Origin of the sequence: Acinetobacter sp. MD2(2019), assembly GCF_035615615.1 — a bacterium.
GTDB lineage: Bacteria > Pseudomonadota > Gammaproteobacteria > Pseudomonadales > Moraxellaceae > Acinetobacter.
Map to the genome: position 1 here is coordinate 22,869 of NZ_VTDU01000005.1, position 14,720 is coordinate 37,588.

At 41.1% G+C, this 14,720-nt stretch carries 11 protein-coding genes; 5 read left to right on the forward strand and 6 right to left on the reverse strand.

The features are described 5' to 3' along the window. Positions 1-130 precede the first annotated feature (130 nt). The 5 genes from recD to I2F62_RS04140 all read left to right on the forward strand — a co-directional run bounded on the left by recD (position 131) and on the right by I2F62_RS04140 (position 7,466). A complete protein-coding gene (gene recD / locus I2F62_RS04120) occupies positions 131-1,801 on the forward strand; it encodes an exodeoxyribonuclease V subunit alpha (protein ID WP_420713720.1) in 1,671 nt (556 codons plus the stop codon). A gap of 755 nt (positions 1,802-2,556) precedes the next feature. Then, a complete protein-coding gene (rpsO, locus tag I2F62_RS04125) occupies positions 2,557-2,826 on the forward strand; it encodes a 30S ribosomal protein S15 (RefSeq protein WP_111895817.1) in 270 nt (89 codons plus the stop codon). A gap of 242 nt (positions 2,827-3,068) precedes the next feature. Further along, positions 3,069-5,156, forward strand: a complete 2,088-nt coding sequence (gene pnp, locus I2F62_RS04130) for a polyribonucleotide nucleotidyltransferase (RefSeq protein ID WP_324625864.1) — start codon at positions 3,069-3,071, stop codon at positions 5,154-5,156. 85 nt (positions 5,157-5,241) lie between these two features. After that, the gene (locus I2F62_RS04135; protein WP_324625760.1) at positions 5,242-6,468 is read left to right on the forward strand and encodes a magnesium transporter CorA family protein; all 1,227 of its coding nucleotides are present in this window, start codon (positions 5,242-5,244) and stop codon (positions 6,466-6,468) included. A 152-nt stretch (positions 6,469-6,620) separates the two neighbouring features. Continuing rightward, positions 6,621-7,466 (forward strand): Cof-type HAD-IIB family hydrolase, encoded by an 846-nt coding sequence (locus tag I2F62_RS04140; RefSeq protein WP_324625761.1) that lies wholly within the window; start codon positions 6,621-6,623, stop codon positions 7,464-7,466. Between the two features lie 61 nt (positions 7,467-7,527). Here the strand turns inward: I2F62_RS04140 and I2F62_RS04145 are convergent, their stop codons facing one another. The 6 genes from I2F62_RS04145 to I2F62_RS04170 all read right to left on the reverse strand — a co-directional run bounded on the left by I2F62_RS04145 (position 7,528) and on the right by I2F62_RS04170 (position 14,711). Further along, on the reverse strand, positions 7,528-7,845 hold the full coding sequence (locus I2F62_RS04145) for a chaperone modulator CbpM (protein WP_324625762.1): 318 nt from the start codon (positions 7,843-7,845) through the stop codon (positions 7,528-7,530). Positions 7,846-7,847: 2 nt separating this feature from the next. Continuing rightward, positions 7,848-8,789, reverse strand: a complete 942-nt coding sequence (locus tag I2F62_RS04150) for a DnaJ C-terminal domain-containing protein (RefSeq protein WP_324625763.1) — start codon at positions 8,787-8,789, stop codon at positions 7,848-7,850. Positions 8,790-8,919: 130 nt separating this feature from the next. Continuing rightward, positions 8,920-9,531, reverse strand: a complete 612-nt coding sequence (locus tag I2F62_RS04155) for a LysE family translocator (protein WP_324625764.1) — start codon at positions 9,529-9,531, stop codon at positions 8,920-8,922. 94 nt (positions 9,532-9,625) lie between these two features. Beyond that, the gene (locus tag I2F62_RS04160; RefSeq protein WP_324625766.1) at positions 9,626-10,501 is read right to left on the reverse strand and encodes an Hsp33 family molecular chaperone HslO; all 876 of its coding nucleotides are present in this window, start codon (positions 10,499-10,501) and stop codon (positions 9,626-9,628) included. Between the two features lie 56 nt (positions 10,502-10,557). Further along, complete coding sequence (locus I2F62_RS04165; RefSeq protein WP_324625767.1) at positions 10,558-12,405, reverse strand: monovalent cation:proton antiporter-2 (CPA2) family protein; 1,848 nt, start codon at positions 12,403-12,405, stop codon at positions 10,558-10,560. 98 nt (positions 12,406-12,503) lie between these two features. Continuing rightward, entirely contained in the window at positions 12,504-14,711 is a 2,208-nt protein-coding gene (locus tag I2F62_RS04170; protein ID WP_324625768.1) for a primosomal protein N', read from the reverse strand. Between the last annotated feature and the right edge of the window lie 9 nt (positions 14,712-14,720).

Genomic DNA, 14,720 nt, shown 5'->3' on the forward strand with positions numbered 1-14,720 from the left:
GGGTAAGTTTGAGTATAACTGTGTTGATAAGTCTGTGAATAAACGTGAGGATAAGTCTGTGGGTAAGCCTGAGTATAATTTAGATGAGCAACAGCAGTGGGTTGAACCGTGGATTTCTTATCTTCTGCAAATGACTTCATTTGATGAACAACACCATCCACAGGTGCGTCAATTGGTGCATCGATTGTTTGCCGCGCAAGCACAAGGCAATAGTTGCATCGAGACCGACTTTGAAGAGGTGGCGATTCTAGAGAAATTATTGGGTGATGTACAGGAAAATTTACCCAAACCTTTTGTGTATGATGGAAAATTACTCTATTTGTATCGTTATTTTCAGTTAGAGCAGCGTGTGGCCACTCAAGTCATGCGTTTACAGCACGCCACGCCTACACAGGTGGATATGCAACAGTATGAACATCTACTGAACGATGAGTATCAAAAACAAGCCCTTTTCAGCGCAGGTGAGCATGCTTTCAATATTATTACCGGTGGGCCGGGAACAGGAAAAACCTATACTTTGGCTAGAATTGTTGCTGCGCTTAAGCACAGTCTGCCCGAGCTGAGAATTGCAATGGCCGCACCAACAGGAAAGGCCGCTCAGCGGATGCAAGAAGCCTTACAAGCGTCTTTTAAAGATGAGCATTTGCTTGCGCAAAACCTATTACATGACGACTTATTTAATTTACAGCCTGTGACGTTGCATCGTTTACTTGGTATTGGCATGTATGGGCAACCACGTTATCAGGCAAACTATCCTTTACCATTTGACTTAATTGTTGTCGATGAAGCCTCGATGTTAGATTTAAAGCTAGCCGCACAATTATTGGAAGCGATTCCTTCACAGGCGCGACTCATTTTATTGGGGGATGCACAGCAATTGGCATCGGTGGATATCGGATCGGTGTTGGCCGATTTACAACACATTCCAAGCTTACAGGAAAACAGAACACATTTACGTAATAGTCGCCGTTTTAGCGACCATGCCTATATTGGAAAAATGGCAACATTTATTCAAAACGTGAGCCAGCAAAAGTTACTTGAAGAACAGGTGCTAGACGCATTCGAACAACAGGTTGTATTTGCCTCAGCCTTACAAAAAATTGATTTATCGCAACTCGACACAGATTGTGTGCAACTGCAATATCTCGATAATCATGCTGCAGATTTTCCACAAACGGCCTTGCACTTACTGTGGCAAGGTTTTGAAAATTATGCCGAAATGCTATTCAATTATGCGCAAAGCAAAGACTCTAAATGGGTAGAAAAAATTGTTCAATGTTTTGATGAATACCGAATTTTAACAGCCATTCATCATGGCGATTTGGGACTGGCCCGATTAAACCAATTTATGGAACAGCAATTGTTGGCATATTTGGCCACAGCGACTGTAAAACAAGGCAATTGGTATATCGGACGACCCGTGATGATGACGGAAAACGACTATCAATTGGGCTTGTCTAATGGTGATATTGGAATTTGTTTTTATCATCGCGACAATGCGGCAATGTTCGAAGTTTACTTTCCGAGCCTAAATAAATGGTTGAATGCAACTCGATTACCGCAGCACATTCAAACTGCATTTGCCTTAACTATTCATAAATCGCAAGGTTCTGAATTTTCACATGTGGCGGTGGTATTAGATCACGCAGCGACAAAACTATTGAGCCAAGAATTGATTTACACCGCAATTACACGTGCTAAACAAGCCGTATCTTTATTAGTAGATAAAAATGCATTTATACAGGCTTTAACGCAAAAGACTTCTCGACAAAGTGGATTGATTAAAAAGATAAATAATTGATAAAAATCAATGCTGAAAAAAAACAGTTTGGTCAAATGTAAGCTTAGGCTTACACGAAAGCAAGACATTGTCGGGTAGTGTGACTGTAATAGTTCTGTCACAATAGCGTTATCAAAAACACTTGGTTAGGATACTAAGTCATAATCGTACAATAATAATAAAAGTCAATTGACACGAACCTACACGATGGACGTAGGAAAAAAAGAGGATGTTTACAGCCGCTAGACCTTGTCGTTTTGGGAGAGACTACAAGGTTTTTCTTTTTTTAAAATTTAGCAAACTATTTTGATATTCAGTCGTTAATGGCTTAACTAGATTTATTTTTTTAAAACCAACCAAAGCAATCGTTTTTTATTTTGTAAGCGATGACTTACAAAAAGTGACGAAAAAATCGTCTACTGATAAATGTGCTTACATGCGATGATACAAGCGATCGGAGAATCGCAGATAACAACAGGACGTTGAAAAGAAGCGGTTTTAATCGCATATAAACAACAAAATAAGAAACTACAGCAGTAAAAGCCCAGTCGTAAAGACTGGGCTTTTGTTATTTTAGTTGCCAAAAAAGTCATTTTATTCAACTAAAAAATGCCGCAGTAATGGATTATTGATAACAAGTCACACTTTCTTTGCAATCATGCTCAAATTCACTTAAAATAGCCGCTGCTGTAGTGATGCACGGCAGTCAACTTTACTGTTTAGCAAAGTTGGTTTCATATCAAATTTTTACATTTTAAGCATCTCGGAGAAATCGAATGGCTTTAACTAACCAAGACCGCGCTGAAATCATCGCTAAATTTGCTCGCGCAGAAAACGACACTGGTTCACCAGAAGTTCAAGTTGCTTTATTGACTGCTCAAATCAACGATTTGCAAGGTCACTTTAAAGAACACAAACACGACCACCATAGCCGTCGCGGTTTAATCCGTATGGTTAACCAACGTCGTAAATTACTTGACTATCTAAATGGTAAAGACCACGGTCGTTACACAGCGTTGATCGGTGCTTTGGGTTTACGTCGTTAATTCGATTGAAGCTTTATTTTTCGGTTTATCGAATGGTTGTAACGTTCGTTACTGAAAAACAGGCGCTGCTTAGTTCCAACTAAGCGATTGGGAAGGGGCGATTATTCGCTCCTTCTTTGTGTCTAATCTCTAGTGAGGTCGGCTTCTAAGCTTTGTCATTTATAGGGTTATTTGAACGCTGTAATGTCAAACCTTAGGGGTCTCCACTAGTATAAAATCTTAGGAAAATAAACACTATGTCAATGTTTAATGTGGTTCGTAAAGAATTCCAATATGGACAATATCAAGTTGTATTAGAAACAGGTCGTGTTGCGCGTCAAGCAAACTCTGTTTTAGTGACTATGGGCGGCGTAACTGTATTGGTGGCTGTGGTTGCTCAACCTACAGCAAAAGCGGGTCAAGACTTTTTCCCGTTAACAGTTAATTATCAAGAAAAACAATATGCCGGTGGTCGTATCCCAGGTGGTTATGGTAAGCGTGAAGGCCGTGCGTCTGAAGCTGAAACCTTAATTTCTCGCTTAATTGACCGTCCAATTCGTCCGTTGTTCCCTGAAGGTTACTACAACGAAATTCAAGTGACAGCAACCGTTGTATCTTCTGACAAAACCATGGATGCGGATATTGCAGCAATGATTGGTACTTCAGCTGCGCTTTCAATTGCTGGCACACCATTCCGTGGTCCAATTGGTGGTGCGCGTGTGGGTTTAATCAACGGCGAATACATCTTAAACCCGAACCACGAACAATTGGCACAGTCAGACCTTGACCTTGTGGTTGCCGGTACTGAATCTGCAGTACTTATGGTTGAATCTGAAGCGAAAGAACTTTCAGAAGACCAAATGCTTGGTGCAGTATTGTTCGGTCATGACGAACAACAAATTGCTATTCAAGCAATTAAAGAATTTGCAGCAGCCGTTGGTGCGAAAGAGTCAACTTGGACTGCTCCTGCACATAACGAAGAATTACGTGCTAACTTAAAAGCAGCATTTGAAGCAAAAATTTCAGAAGCGTATACCATTGCAGTTAAACAAGACCGTTATGCGGCATTAGATGCATTGTATGCTGAAGCAAAAGCACAATTTGTTCCTGCTGAAGACGTAGACGGTATTGCAGACGAAGTTGACTACTTATTTGAAGATTTAAAATACCGCACAGTTCGTGACAACATTTTGTCGGGTAAACCACGTATTGATGGTCGTGACACCAAAACTGTTCGTGGCCTAGATGTGCAAGTGGGTGTACTTGAGCGTACTCACGGTTCTGCATTATTTACCCGTGGTGAAACACAAGCACTTGTGACTACGACTTTGGGCAACACGCGCGATGCCTTAATGGTAGATACCCTTGCTGGTACAAAAACTGACAACTTCATGTTGCACTACAACTTCCCGGCATACTCTGTTGGTGAAACAGGTCGTGAATCTGGTCCTAAACGTCGTGAAATTGGTCATGGTCGTTTGGCACGCCGTGGTGTGCAAGCTGTTCTTCCTGCGGCAGATCGCTTCCCGTATGTGATTCGTATTGTATCTGACATTACCGAATCAAACGGTTCATCTTCAATGGCGTCTGTATGTGGCGCTTCGCTTTCACTGATGGATGCAGGCGTACCATTAAAAGCACCAGTTGCAGGTATTGCAATGGGCTTGGTTAAAGAAGACGAACGCTTTGCAGTATTGTCTGACATTTTAGGCGATGAAGATCACTTAGGTGATATGGACTTTAAAGTTGCAGGTTCTGCTAACGGTATTACTGCACTTCAAATGGACATTAAAATTGAAGGCATCACCGAAGAAATTATGGAAGTTGCATTGAATCAAGCGTATACAGGTCGTATGCACATCTTGAATGAAATGAACAAAGTAATTTCTCGTGCACGTCCTGAAATCAACATGTTCGCGCCAACATTCCAAGTCATTAATATCAACCCAGACAAAATCCGTGATGTGATTGGTAAAGGCGGTGCAACCATCCGTTCAATTACTGAAGAAACCGGTGCTGCAATTGACATCGAAGACAACGGTACAGTGCGCGTATTTGGTGAATCTAAAGCGTCTGCAAGTGCTGCGGTTGCAAAAATTCAAGCGTTAACTGCTGAAATTGAGCCAGGTACAATTTATGCAGGTAAAGTGATTCGTATTGTTGAATTTGGTGCGTTTGTAAACATTATGCCAGGTACAGACGGTTTACTTCACATTTCACAAATTTCGAACGAACGCATTGCGAACGTGACTGACGTATTAACAGAAGGTCAAGAAATTAAAGTGCAAGTGGCCGATGTCGACAACCGTGGTCGTATTAAATTGACCATGAAAGATGTTGAACAAGCATAAGTTTTTAAAACTTACGAAAAGTCCGCTTTATGCGGGCTTTTTTTATGGCATGATAAAAAAATAGCAAAAAGAGTCGATTAGGTGTATGCAAGTTTATTATTTTTATCGTCATCCCGATGAAGATTATACCTTTATTCGTAAAGCACCCGCTGAGCACTATATTTTAGATTACATTTGGGTGGATTGTTTACGCCACGACGTGGTTGGAAAAGAACAGCAATGGCAAGAGCAGATTCAAGCGCTGAGCAATGTTCACTTTAATGAATTTCATCTGCAAGATATTTTAAATTTGGATCATCCTTGTGGTTTTGACACCATGGATGATTACGATTTTCTGATTTTTCGCAAACTGATTACGCCTGACGATCATGTCGCGGTCGGTGCAGACAGCGCAGAAACACATCATAGTGAATTTGGTTTACTCACCACACCGGTGAATTTTATTCTGTCACCGCGCGCAATTGTGACTGTACGCGAACAGGGGAATCAGGCGATTGAAAATTATATCGAACGATTACATGGCTTTATGCAACGCCCTGAACCTGAGCAAAATAAAACTAGAAAGTTACCCGCAACCCCGCTGAATTTAGCCATGCGTTTGTTAAATAGCATGATTGATGATTATTTACAGTTGCGTGCGCCATTAACTCGACGTGTTGAATATTGGCAGCAAGAATTATTGCAGGGACATCGTTATTTCCGCCAATGGCGCCAGTTATTACAAGAAAATATGGCATTTCAACAGGTGGAAAACTTGTGTGAAGAGCAAATTGAAACCTTGCAAGAATTACGCGATGAAATTGTGGAAAATTATCATCATTTGGTGGGGCATCAACCCACAGAAAGTCTCGATTTAATGTTGGTGCGTTTAAACGATTTGGTCAGTCATATCGAACGGATTCAAAAACATACCGCACGCCTACGTAGTTCAATTCAAGCGGCAATCGATTTACATTTTTCAGCCATTTCCAATCAAACCAATGAAAATATGCGAATTTTGGCCATTATTACCGCCGTATTTGCGCCGTTAACTTTGCTGACGGGAATTTATGGTATGAACTTCGAGTTTATTCCGGGGCTCAAATCGCCACAAGGTTTTTGGTTAATGTTGGTGGTGATGTTATTCAGCACGGCACTGTTAATTTTCTATTTTTATCGTCGGCACATGGTGGGGCGGGGCGAAAATAGCGTGATAGATATGTTAGCGCAGCAACATCACCAACAAGGGGTGAATTTATTTTGGTTTTTAGAGATTGAACCGATTAAACAGACCTTGAAACAGGTTGAAAAAATCACCAAATTTAAAGAATAGAGTTGTAGTATAAAACCGCTTTATTGTGCCCAATAAAATCCAATAAAGCGGGAATTCAATCCATGGAAAATTAATTTTAGTGGATTGATTCATTAAAATGTCATCTATGGCAGATAGAATAGCTACAAATAAAAGTGAGATGAGAGGTGTAAATGACTGTAAAAATAATTGCGGTAGATATGGACGGAACTTTTTTAAACAACGATAAAAAATACAACAAAACACGCTTTTTACAACAGTATCAGCAGTTAAAACAGCGCGGTATTCATTTTGTGGTGGCCAGTGGCAACCAATATGCAACCTTGCAACATTACTTCCCTGAAATTAAAGATGAAATTGCCTTTGTTGCAGAAAATGGGGCGTATGTTATTGATGCCAATCAAGAAGTGGCATTTGCGCATTTCCCAAAAAAACTAGTAAATAGCATGCAGCAGCAACTGGTGCAGTTATACCGCGGCTCGGTTATTCTTTGTGGTAAGAATGGCGCGTATATTGATGCCAATGTGCCTAAAGAAAATTTAGAAAAATTAGCGAAATATTTTAAGCAGCTTCAACAAGTGACTGACTTTAGTGGTGTGGATGATCAGATTTGTAAAATCACTTTAGATACGCGAAATTTCGATTTTGAGCCCATGTATCAACGCTTAGAACAGCTTGATTTTATTGTTCAGGGGCACGTTAAAATGGTGTCGAGTGGGTTTGGATTTATCGATTTTATTGTGCCGAATCAGCACAAAGCCAATGGACTCAAGCAATTACAACAGCGCTGGAATGTGTCGAATCAGCAAATTCTCGCCATTGGCGATAATTTTAATGACCTTGAAATGCTGCAACATGCAGGATTTGGTTTTGCAGTCGCCAATGCGGTGGATGAATTAAAACAGGCGGCCGATTTTGTGACCCTGAAAACCAATGAAGAAGAAGCAGTACTGGATGTGATTGACCAAGTCTTACATGCAACATTTCCGTTTAATAAAGCACAGCAAAAAAGTGCATAGTTGCATTCCCCAAAGACGGTTATTTTGATCTTTGGGGAATATTAGCGGATGATTTCAGCGATTAAGCGGGCATTTTTCGGCGTAATTTTTGTACTTCGTCAATTAAATCCAGCATCATCGCCACTGCCGCAAATGAGGCGTCAAAGTCGCGTTGCAACCGATACGCTCGGCGTGCGCGAAGTAAATCTTCTGCTAAAAATAAATGAGCTTCAGCCGATCTGGTTGGTAAAATATCAAATTCGAGCAATTGTAAAACCCATGTTGTGGGCTGCCCACACGCACTAGAAAAATGTGCTAAATCAAAAATTGAATCGTCATCTAAAAGTTCAGTTTTATAATCTGCATTACAAATCACTTCACAATAATGAATTTGAGTCATGGTTAATCTCCTGCGTTTTGACGAGGATTAAAATGTGGGAATTGTTTAGAGAATTGTTGGTAGGCCTGAGTTTGTTGTTCATTGTTGGCCGTTGGGCAGACGATATTTAAAATCAGATATAAATGTCCTGCAATTTGACTTGGAATGCCTTTATCTTTCAGGCGTAGCTGTTGGCCGTATTTGGCATTTTTAGGTAAATTCACCTGTAATTGCCCCGATGGCGTATTCACGGTAATGGTTTTGCCAAGTGCAGCTTCCCACGGACTGATGGGCGTAGTGAGATAAATGTCTGCTCCTTCAACCCGAATCTGTTCATTTTCTTGATAATGAACTTCTAGGTATAAATCGCCGTTTGCACCGCCATTGACACCTAATTGCCCTTGACCCGAAAGACGAATTTGCTGGCCTTGTTTCATGCCTTTAGGAATTTTAACTTCTAGGGTTTTACGTTGGACTTCGGGTTGTCCATAAGCATTGTAGCTTGGAATTTGTAAGGTAATTTGCTGGGTTGCACCCTGATAGGCAATCTCAATTGGAATTTCTATTCGCGCGTGTTGGTCTTCGCCTTTAAATTGTTGATGCTGCGCTTTCGCACCACCAAAACCTGTGCCAAAACGGCCAAATAAATCTTCAAAGCCATGAAATTGATCGTTTTGATGGGTATTTTGCCGATAAAACGGGCTTTCGTTAAAACCGCCTGCTTGATGAGAATTGTTGCCAGAAAATCCCTGTGGATGGTCGAGCATGTGGTCGTATTCTGCTTTTTTCTCTGTATGGCTTAAAGTGTCGTAGGCCACATTAATGGCCTGCATTCTCGCTTCGGCATCGCTTTCTTTACTGATATCGGGATGATATTTTCGCGCCAGTTTACGGTAGGCTTTTTTTATTTCATCTGCTGTGGCGCTACGGTCGATTCCTAATTCTTCATAATAATTTTTGCTCATGATTTAGATCATCACGTATTTTATTCACTTCATTATGAAACAAATTGATGTAAAAAACAGCAAAAACTATCTCGTTGCTAGCTCAATCCTTCAAGTTTTCAGGGTGAAACTTGAATGGGGTCTTCTGGCATTAGATGAAAAGTTGCGCAATACCATAAATTGCAATCAACAATAATAATCCACCACAAAGCCCTAAAATTTTTGGATATAAATGACTGTTTGAGAGTTTGCGGAAAAACATATACACCAACGATAAAGTCAGAAAATCGAGCACAATCCAAGTGAAGGTTAAAATACTTAAACTTGTATTGATGTGGGGCGTGATTGAAACAAATTGTGGGAAAAATGCTGAAAAGAAAATGATGTCTTTAGGATTCGAGATTCCGACCAAAAGCCCTCTTTTAAAACCGCCTTTTTTTGCTGAAACCATGGTCAGTGCTGCTGCATCGGGCGTTTGTAAAACTTCTTTGATAATTCCAACGCCGATATAAGCAATGTATAAGCAGCCTAACACCCGAATGATATTCAAATAGTTTTGATTAACAGCCACAATGCCATTGAGCATTAAAATAGAAATAAAAATTAAGATTAATGAGGCGAAGTTGGTGCCAAAAATGGTTTGTAAGGCTTTTTGATAGCCGCCTTGTAGTCCTGCACTGGCCACTAAAATCATGACTGGGCCGGGCGTTGCAATCATCACCACGACCGTTAAAATAAATAAAAAATAATCTACGTAATTCATTTTTTAAAGCTTTTTTATATGCCATTTGCGTTGTATTGTATTGATTTTTCAAGCAATAAAAAAGACAGAGATCTGCCTTTTTTATTTAATTGAATTAGCTTAAATGTTCGCCAAATAAGCCGAGCGCTTCTTCTGCTGTAAATTGATATTGCGTATTACAAAATTGACAATCCATATCGATTGGATTTTGAAATTCCAATGTTTCTTTCACCGCTTCAATGCCAATTTGAATCAGCGCATTGGCACATTTTTCTTTAGAACAGGTGCAGGCAAATTTTAACTGCTCAACTTCAGGCAAACGCACGTCTTCTTCGTTGTATAAACGATATAGAATTTCGTTGGCATCAAGTTCAGTTAATTCTTCTGCCTTAATGGTTTGAGTTAATAAGATGAGGCGTGGCCAAATATCTTCATCAACCAGCTGTTGTTCTTCTTCGTTGGTGCGTGGTAGCAATTGAATGAGTAAACCACCGGCACGCATGGCATTCGCCGCCAAAGAAATTTGCGTTGGAATTTGCGCAGACAACTCATAATATTGCATTAAACAGCCTGCAAGCGTTGGTTTATCTAACGGCACAATACCTTGATAACGCTCGCCAAATTCAGGTTCAATGTTAATAAATAAAACGGGTTGCACCAATGTGCCAAGTACTGTGCTGCTGTCTGTTGCCGTTAAAAAACGTGGATCTTCTTCAAAGTCGACCAAACCACGGACTTCACCCAAATGGTTACATTCGGCCATGCCCCATTTGAAACTGCCTTGGGCTTGAATTTGTAAGCTGATTCGGCCTTTAATCTTTAAGGTACTGGCAAGGAGTGCGGTTGCACTGAGCATTTCACCAAGCAAAACTTGAATGGCTTGAGGATAACTGCGCTGTGCTAAAATTGTTTGTAGTGCATCTTCAAGATGAACCACTTCACCACGGACTGGGCAGTTTTCGATAAAAAAACGTTGACGTAGGTTAGACATATAATTCTCCATGACCTAGCCTTAATGGTGGCAGTTGGTAAAAACTCAAGTTATTTTCAATCTCGTGATACATCGATACGTTCGTGGCCAAGGCCTCGGCGTAAATCGACATCGGGTTGCATTTGTTCAACCTGTGCATCGCTTTCAAACAGATGTTCAAGCTCGGCCAAGGCATTTCGATGGGTTTCAAAAACCTTTTGTTGGTCATTATAAATACTTTGCTGTTTGACCAATAGGTCTTCATCATAATTCCGAAACAACTCGATATTTTTATAGGCAACCTGATCTTCCACGCCCAATTCTTTCATTGCACGAAACGCCATGCCTAAAGAGGACAGATAAGTTTCACGCCAAATATAATGTACGCCTAAATCGCGAAGCAAATGAACATGGTGACGATCTCGAGCACGAACCAAGAGTTTAATTTGTGGATAATTCAGCGTGATGTGTCGTGCAACATTTAACGAATCTTCAACATCGTCAATGGCGAGCACAAAAACTTTGCTGTGTTCAATACCGGCAGAGCGCAGAATTTCTGGATGAGTGACATCGCCATAATAAATTTTACCGCCATATTTTCGCACGAAGTCGACTTGTTTTAAGCTCATATCAATGGCAGTAAAATTAAGATGTTGCAAGCGAGCAACGCGGGCAATAATTTGCCCAACACGCCCAAATCCGGCAATAATCATGGGGTTGTGTTCATTTTCAGGAATTTGATCGTATGGTGGTTGCTCTGAGTTGTTTTTGTCGAATAACGGCACAAGCCAACGTTCACAAATCCAATAAATGACCGGTGTGAGCACCATAGATAACGTTACAATTAAGGTGACTGGTTCTGAAAGTGCTTGGCTTAATATTTTTTCGCTATTGGCAACACTTAAAACCACAAAGGCAAATTCACCGCCTTGCGCTAAACATGCACCCAAAAGTAGGCTGTTTTTGGATGTGTTTTTATAAAACACTCGGCTGACTAAAAAGCTTAAAGCTAATTTAATCAGTAATAAGCCAATGGCACTGCCGATAATGAGCCACGGCATTTCAATAAATAAGCTTAAATGGGTGGTCATCCCCACCGTCATAAAAAACAAACCAAGCAGTAAGCCTTTAAACGGTGCAATACTGGCTTCAAGTTCGTGACGAAATTCAGAGTCGGCAAGCAAAACACCGGTTAAAAATGCCCCCAGCGTTGTACTAATTCCGAGGGTTTTCATTAATAACACCACGGCCAAAACAATAAATAACGCCACCGCGGTGATGAGTTCACTGGCGCCACTGGTTGCCACAAAACGAAAAAATGGTCGCATAACAAAACGACTAAATAAAAATAAGCCGCTAAAGGTGGCAATAATGGCCGCAAAGTAGGCGATACCATGATGTGAGCCGCCATTGGAACCCGATAAAATCGGAATGATGGCCAGCAAGGGAATGGCTGCAATATCTTGGAACAGCAAAATAGAAAAAGCATGCTGACCATAAGTGGTATTGAGTTGCTGCTTTTCACCTAAAAGCTGTAAAACAAAGGCTGTCGATGACAACGCTAGCGCAAAACCAATCACGAAGCTTGCCGTTAAGGAAACTTGAAATCCAAAGTAAAGCAAAAGCATCAGCACGCTGCCAGTGAGGACTACTTGCAAACTGCCCATACCAAAAATAGATTGTCGCATTTGCCAAAGACGCTGTGGCCGCAGTTCAAGGCCAATCAAAAACATTAATAAAATGACCCCAAACTCAGCCATTTCCATAATTGATTCAGCATCGTTGGCCACGTTTAATACGCTTGGGCCTAAAATAATGCCTGTAAACAGATAGCCTAAAACAGTGGCCAGCCCAAAACGTTTTCCTAAAGGAACCAGTAATAAGGCTGCAGCTAAAAACAGCGTTGCTTGTAGCAATAAAGACATCGGGTTACCTTAATTTTTCAGCATAATGGATACATCGCAGCTTGAGCTTGCATGCGAGATATAGTCTTAATCTTATTACATTATTGGTATTTTTCGCATTAACTTAATTCTTGCGGGTCGATATCTATTGAAATTCTTAATCCGGTTGGAATGTGCTGTATGGCCTCAGCCCACCAGAGGTTTAAGTAATAATGCAATCGGGCACGGTCTTGTGCAAATAACAGAAGGTGTGCATGGTGTTTATTGGCTTTACGTTCCATGGGCGCAGGAATTGGCCCCCACATATTAATTTCTGTCCCCGCCATTGCTTGCAGTTGTTTTGCGATGTGCTGTAGATATTGCTGATTTTGTTCGGCAGTACGCGAAACACAACGCAATAACACACTATAGCGAAAAGGCGGTAACTGTGCGACTTTACGTTCTTTTAAGGTGTGCATGGCAAAGGTACGATAATCTTTTTCAACCAAGGTATTTAATAACGGATGATCGGGTCGTAGCGTTTGTAAAAACACTTCGCCTTTATGTTCACCCCGTCCGGCACGCCCCGATACTTGTACAATCATTTGTGCGGTACGTTCTGTGGCGCGAAAATCGACACTGAGTAAGCCGGCATCGATATCTAAAATGGCCACTAAGGTGACGTAAGGAAAATGATGCCCTTTGGCCAACATTTGTGTACCCAATAAAATGAGCGGTTGGCTTTGATGAATTTGGTCATAAATTTTTTGCCAACTGCCAACCCGACTGGTGCTGTCGCGGTCGACCCGAATCACGGCAAAATCGGGGAAAAGCTGTTGCAAACTTTCTTCAATTTTGGCGGTGCCCATGCCAATGGGTTTCAGTTGTGGATGTTGACATTTTGGGCAGGCATCGGGAATCCGTTGGATTAATCCACAATGGTGACAATGTAAATGCTGATATGGCTTTAAATGCAGGGTGAAATGCGCATCACAACTTGGGCAATTGGCTTGCCATGCGCATTGCTCACAAATTAAAACAGGTGCGTAACCACGCCTATTTAAAAAGATCAAAACCTGTTCTTTACGTTGTAAGCGTTGCTCAATTTTATTAATCAGAATCGAACTTAAGCCATATTGTTTTTGTGGGGCTTTTAAATCGAGTAAATGCATTTTCGGTAAATGCGCATTGCCGGCACGTTGGTTCAGTTCAATGTGAGTCAGTTTGTTTTGCTCGACCAAAGCATAACTGTCGATGCTTGGGGTTGCTGAACCTAATATAATTGGGCATTGCTGTAAATAGGCCCGATATAGTGCAACATCTCGCGCATGGTAGCGAAAACCTTCTTGTTGTTTAAAAGACAAGTCGTGTTCTTCATCTAAAATAATCAGGCCTAAATGCGGTAAAGGTGTATAAATGGCTGAACGTGTGCCCAAAATAATAGAAGCTTTGCCAGTTTGGGCATGTTGCCATGCTTGAAACCGTTTGCTGTCGTTTAAACCGGAGTGCAGTAGGGCAATATGCACATGAAACCGCGATTGAAACCGTGCGATGGTTTGTGGGGTGAGGCCAATTTCCGGCACTAAAACCAAAACCTGTTTGCCTTGCTTAAGAACCTCATGCATGACTTGTAAATACACTTCGGTTTTACCACTTCCGGTTACACCATCCAATAAAAAGCCTTGAAATTTGTGTTGTGCTTTTAAAATTTTGTGAATGGCTTTTTGCTGATCTTCATTGGCTTTAAGCGGCATTTGTGCCAGTTGCACTGGCGCGGGTGCAAAATCTTGTGGGGCAAGTTCACATCGGGCAATGCCTTTTTTTTCCAGTGCTTTTAAGGTGCTGGTTTGTACCCCACTTAAATTTAGAATATTTTCTAAGGTGCCTTGCGGTTGTAATTTTAAAATTTTATAGGCGTCTTGCTGAGGAATGGAGCGTTTAAGCTTGGCTTCGGCATCTAGGTCGGTTAAATGCCAAGTATGTGCCAATAAATCGTAAGGTTTGCCTTGGCGCAATAAGGTTGGAAAGGCAGTGGCGAAAACTTCACCGAGCGGAAATAAATAATACTGTGCCGACCACGTCAGCAATTTTAGAATTTTTGGATCTAATAATGGGGTTTGGTCTAATAAGGCTTGAATCGGTTTGAGTTGAAAACGCGGATCAAGCGGTGTATCTAGTGACACTTTTTCAACAATTACACCCACCACATTTTGTCGTCCAAATGAAACAGCCACCCGTGCGCCAATTTCAGCCTGTTGGTATTCTGCCTCGTTCACAACATAGTCAAAACAGTCGTATAGATGCACAGGTATGGCAACACGAACACGAAAAGGCAATGGTTTTGGCATAAATTAAAC

Bases quoted from the DNA above. Each gene is read 5' to 3' on its own strand.
- I2F62_RS04170 (WP_324625768.1), bottom strand. From the start codon at position 14,711: ATGCCAAAACCATTGCCTTTTCGTGTTCGTGTTGCCATACCTGTGCAT.
- rpsO (WP_111895817.1), top strand. From the start codon at position 2,557: ATGGCTTTAACTAACCAAGACCGCGCTGAAATCATCGCTAAATTTGCT.
- recD (WP_420713720.1), top strand. From the start codon at position 131: ATGACTTCATTTGATGAACAACACCATCCACAGGTGCGTCAATTGGTG.
- I2F62_RS04150 (WP_324625763.1), bottom strand. From the start codon at position 8,789: ATGAGCAAAAATTATTATGAAGAATTAGGAATCGACCGTAGCGCCACA.
- pnp (WP_324625864.1), top strand. From the start codon at position 3,069: ATGTTTAATGTGGTTCGTAAAGAATTCCAATATGGACAATATCAAGTT.
- I2F62_RS04145 (WP_324625762.1), bottom strand. From the start codon at position 7,845: ATGACTCAAATTCATTATTGTGAAGTGATTTGTAATGCAGATTATAAA.
- I2F62_RS04155 (WP_324625764.1), bottom strand. From the start codon at position 9,531: ATGAATTACGTAGATTATTTTTTATTTATTTTAACGGTCGTGGTGATG.
- I2F62_RS04135 (WP_324625760.1), top strand. From the start codon at position 5,242: ATGCAAGTTTATTATTTTTATCGTCATCCCGATGAAGATTATACCTTT.
- I2F62_RS04165 (WP_324625767.1), bottom strand. From the start codon at position 12,405: ATGTCTTTATTGCTACAAGCAACGCTGTTTTTAGCTGCAGCCTTATTA.
- I2F62_RS04140 (WP_324625761.1), top strand. From the start codon at position 6,621: ATGACTGTAAAAATAATTGCGGTAGATATGGACGGAACTTTTTTAAAC.
- I2F62_RS04160 (WP_324625766.1), bottom strand. From the start codon at position 10,501: ATGTCTAACCTACGTCAACGTTTTTTTATCGAAAACTGCCCAGTCCGT.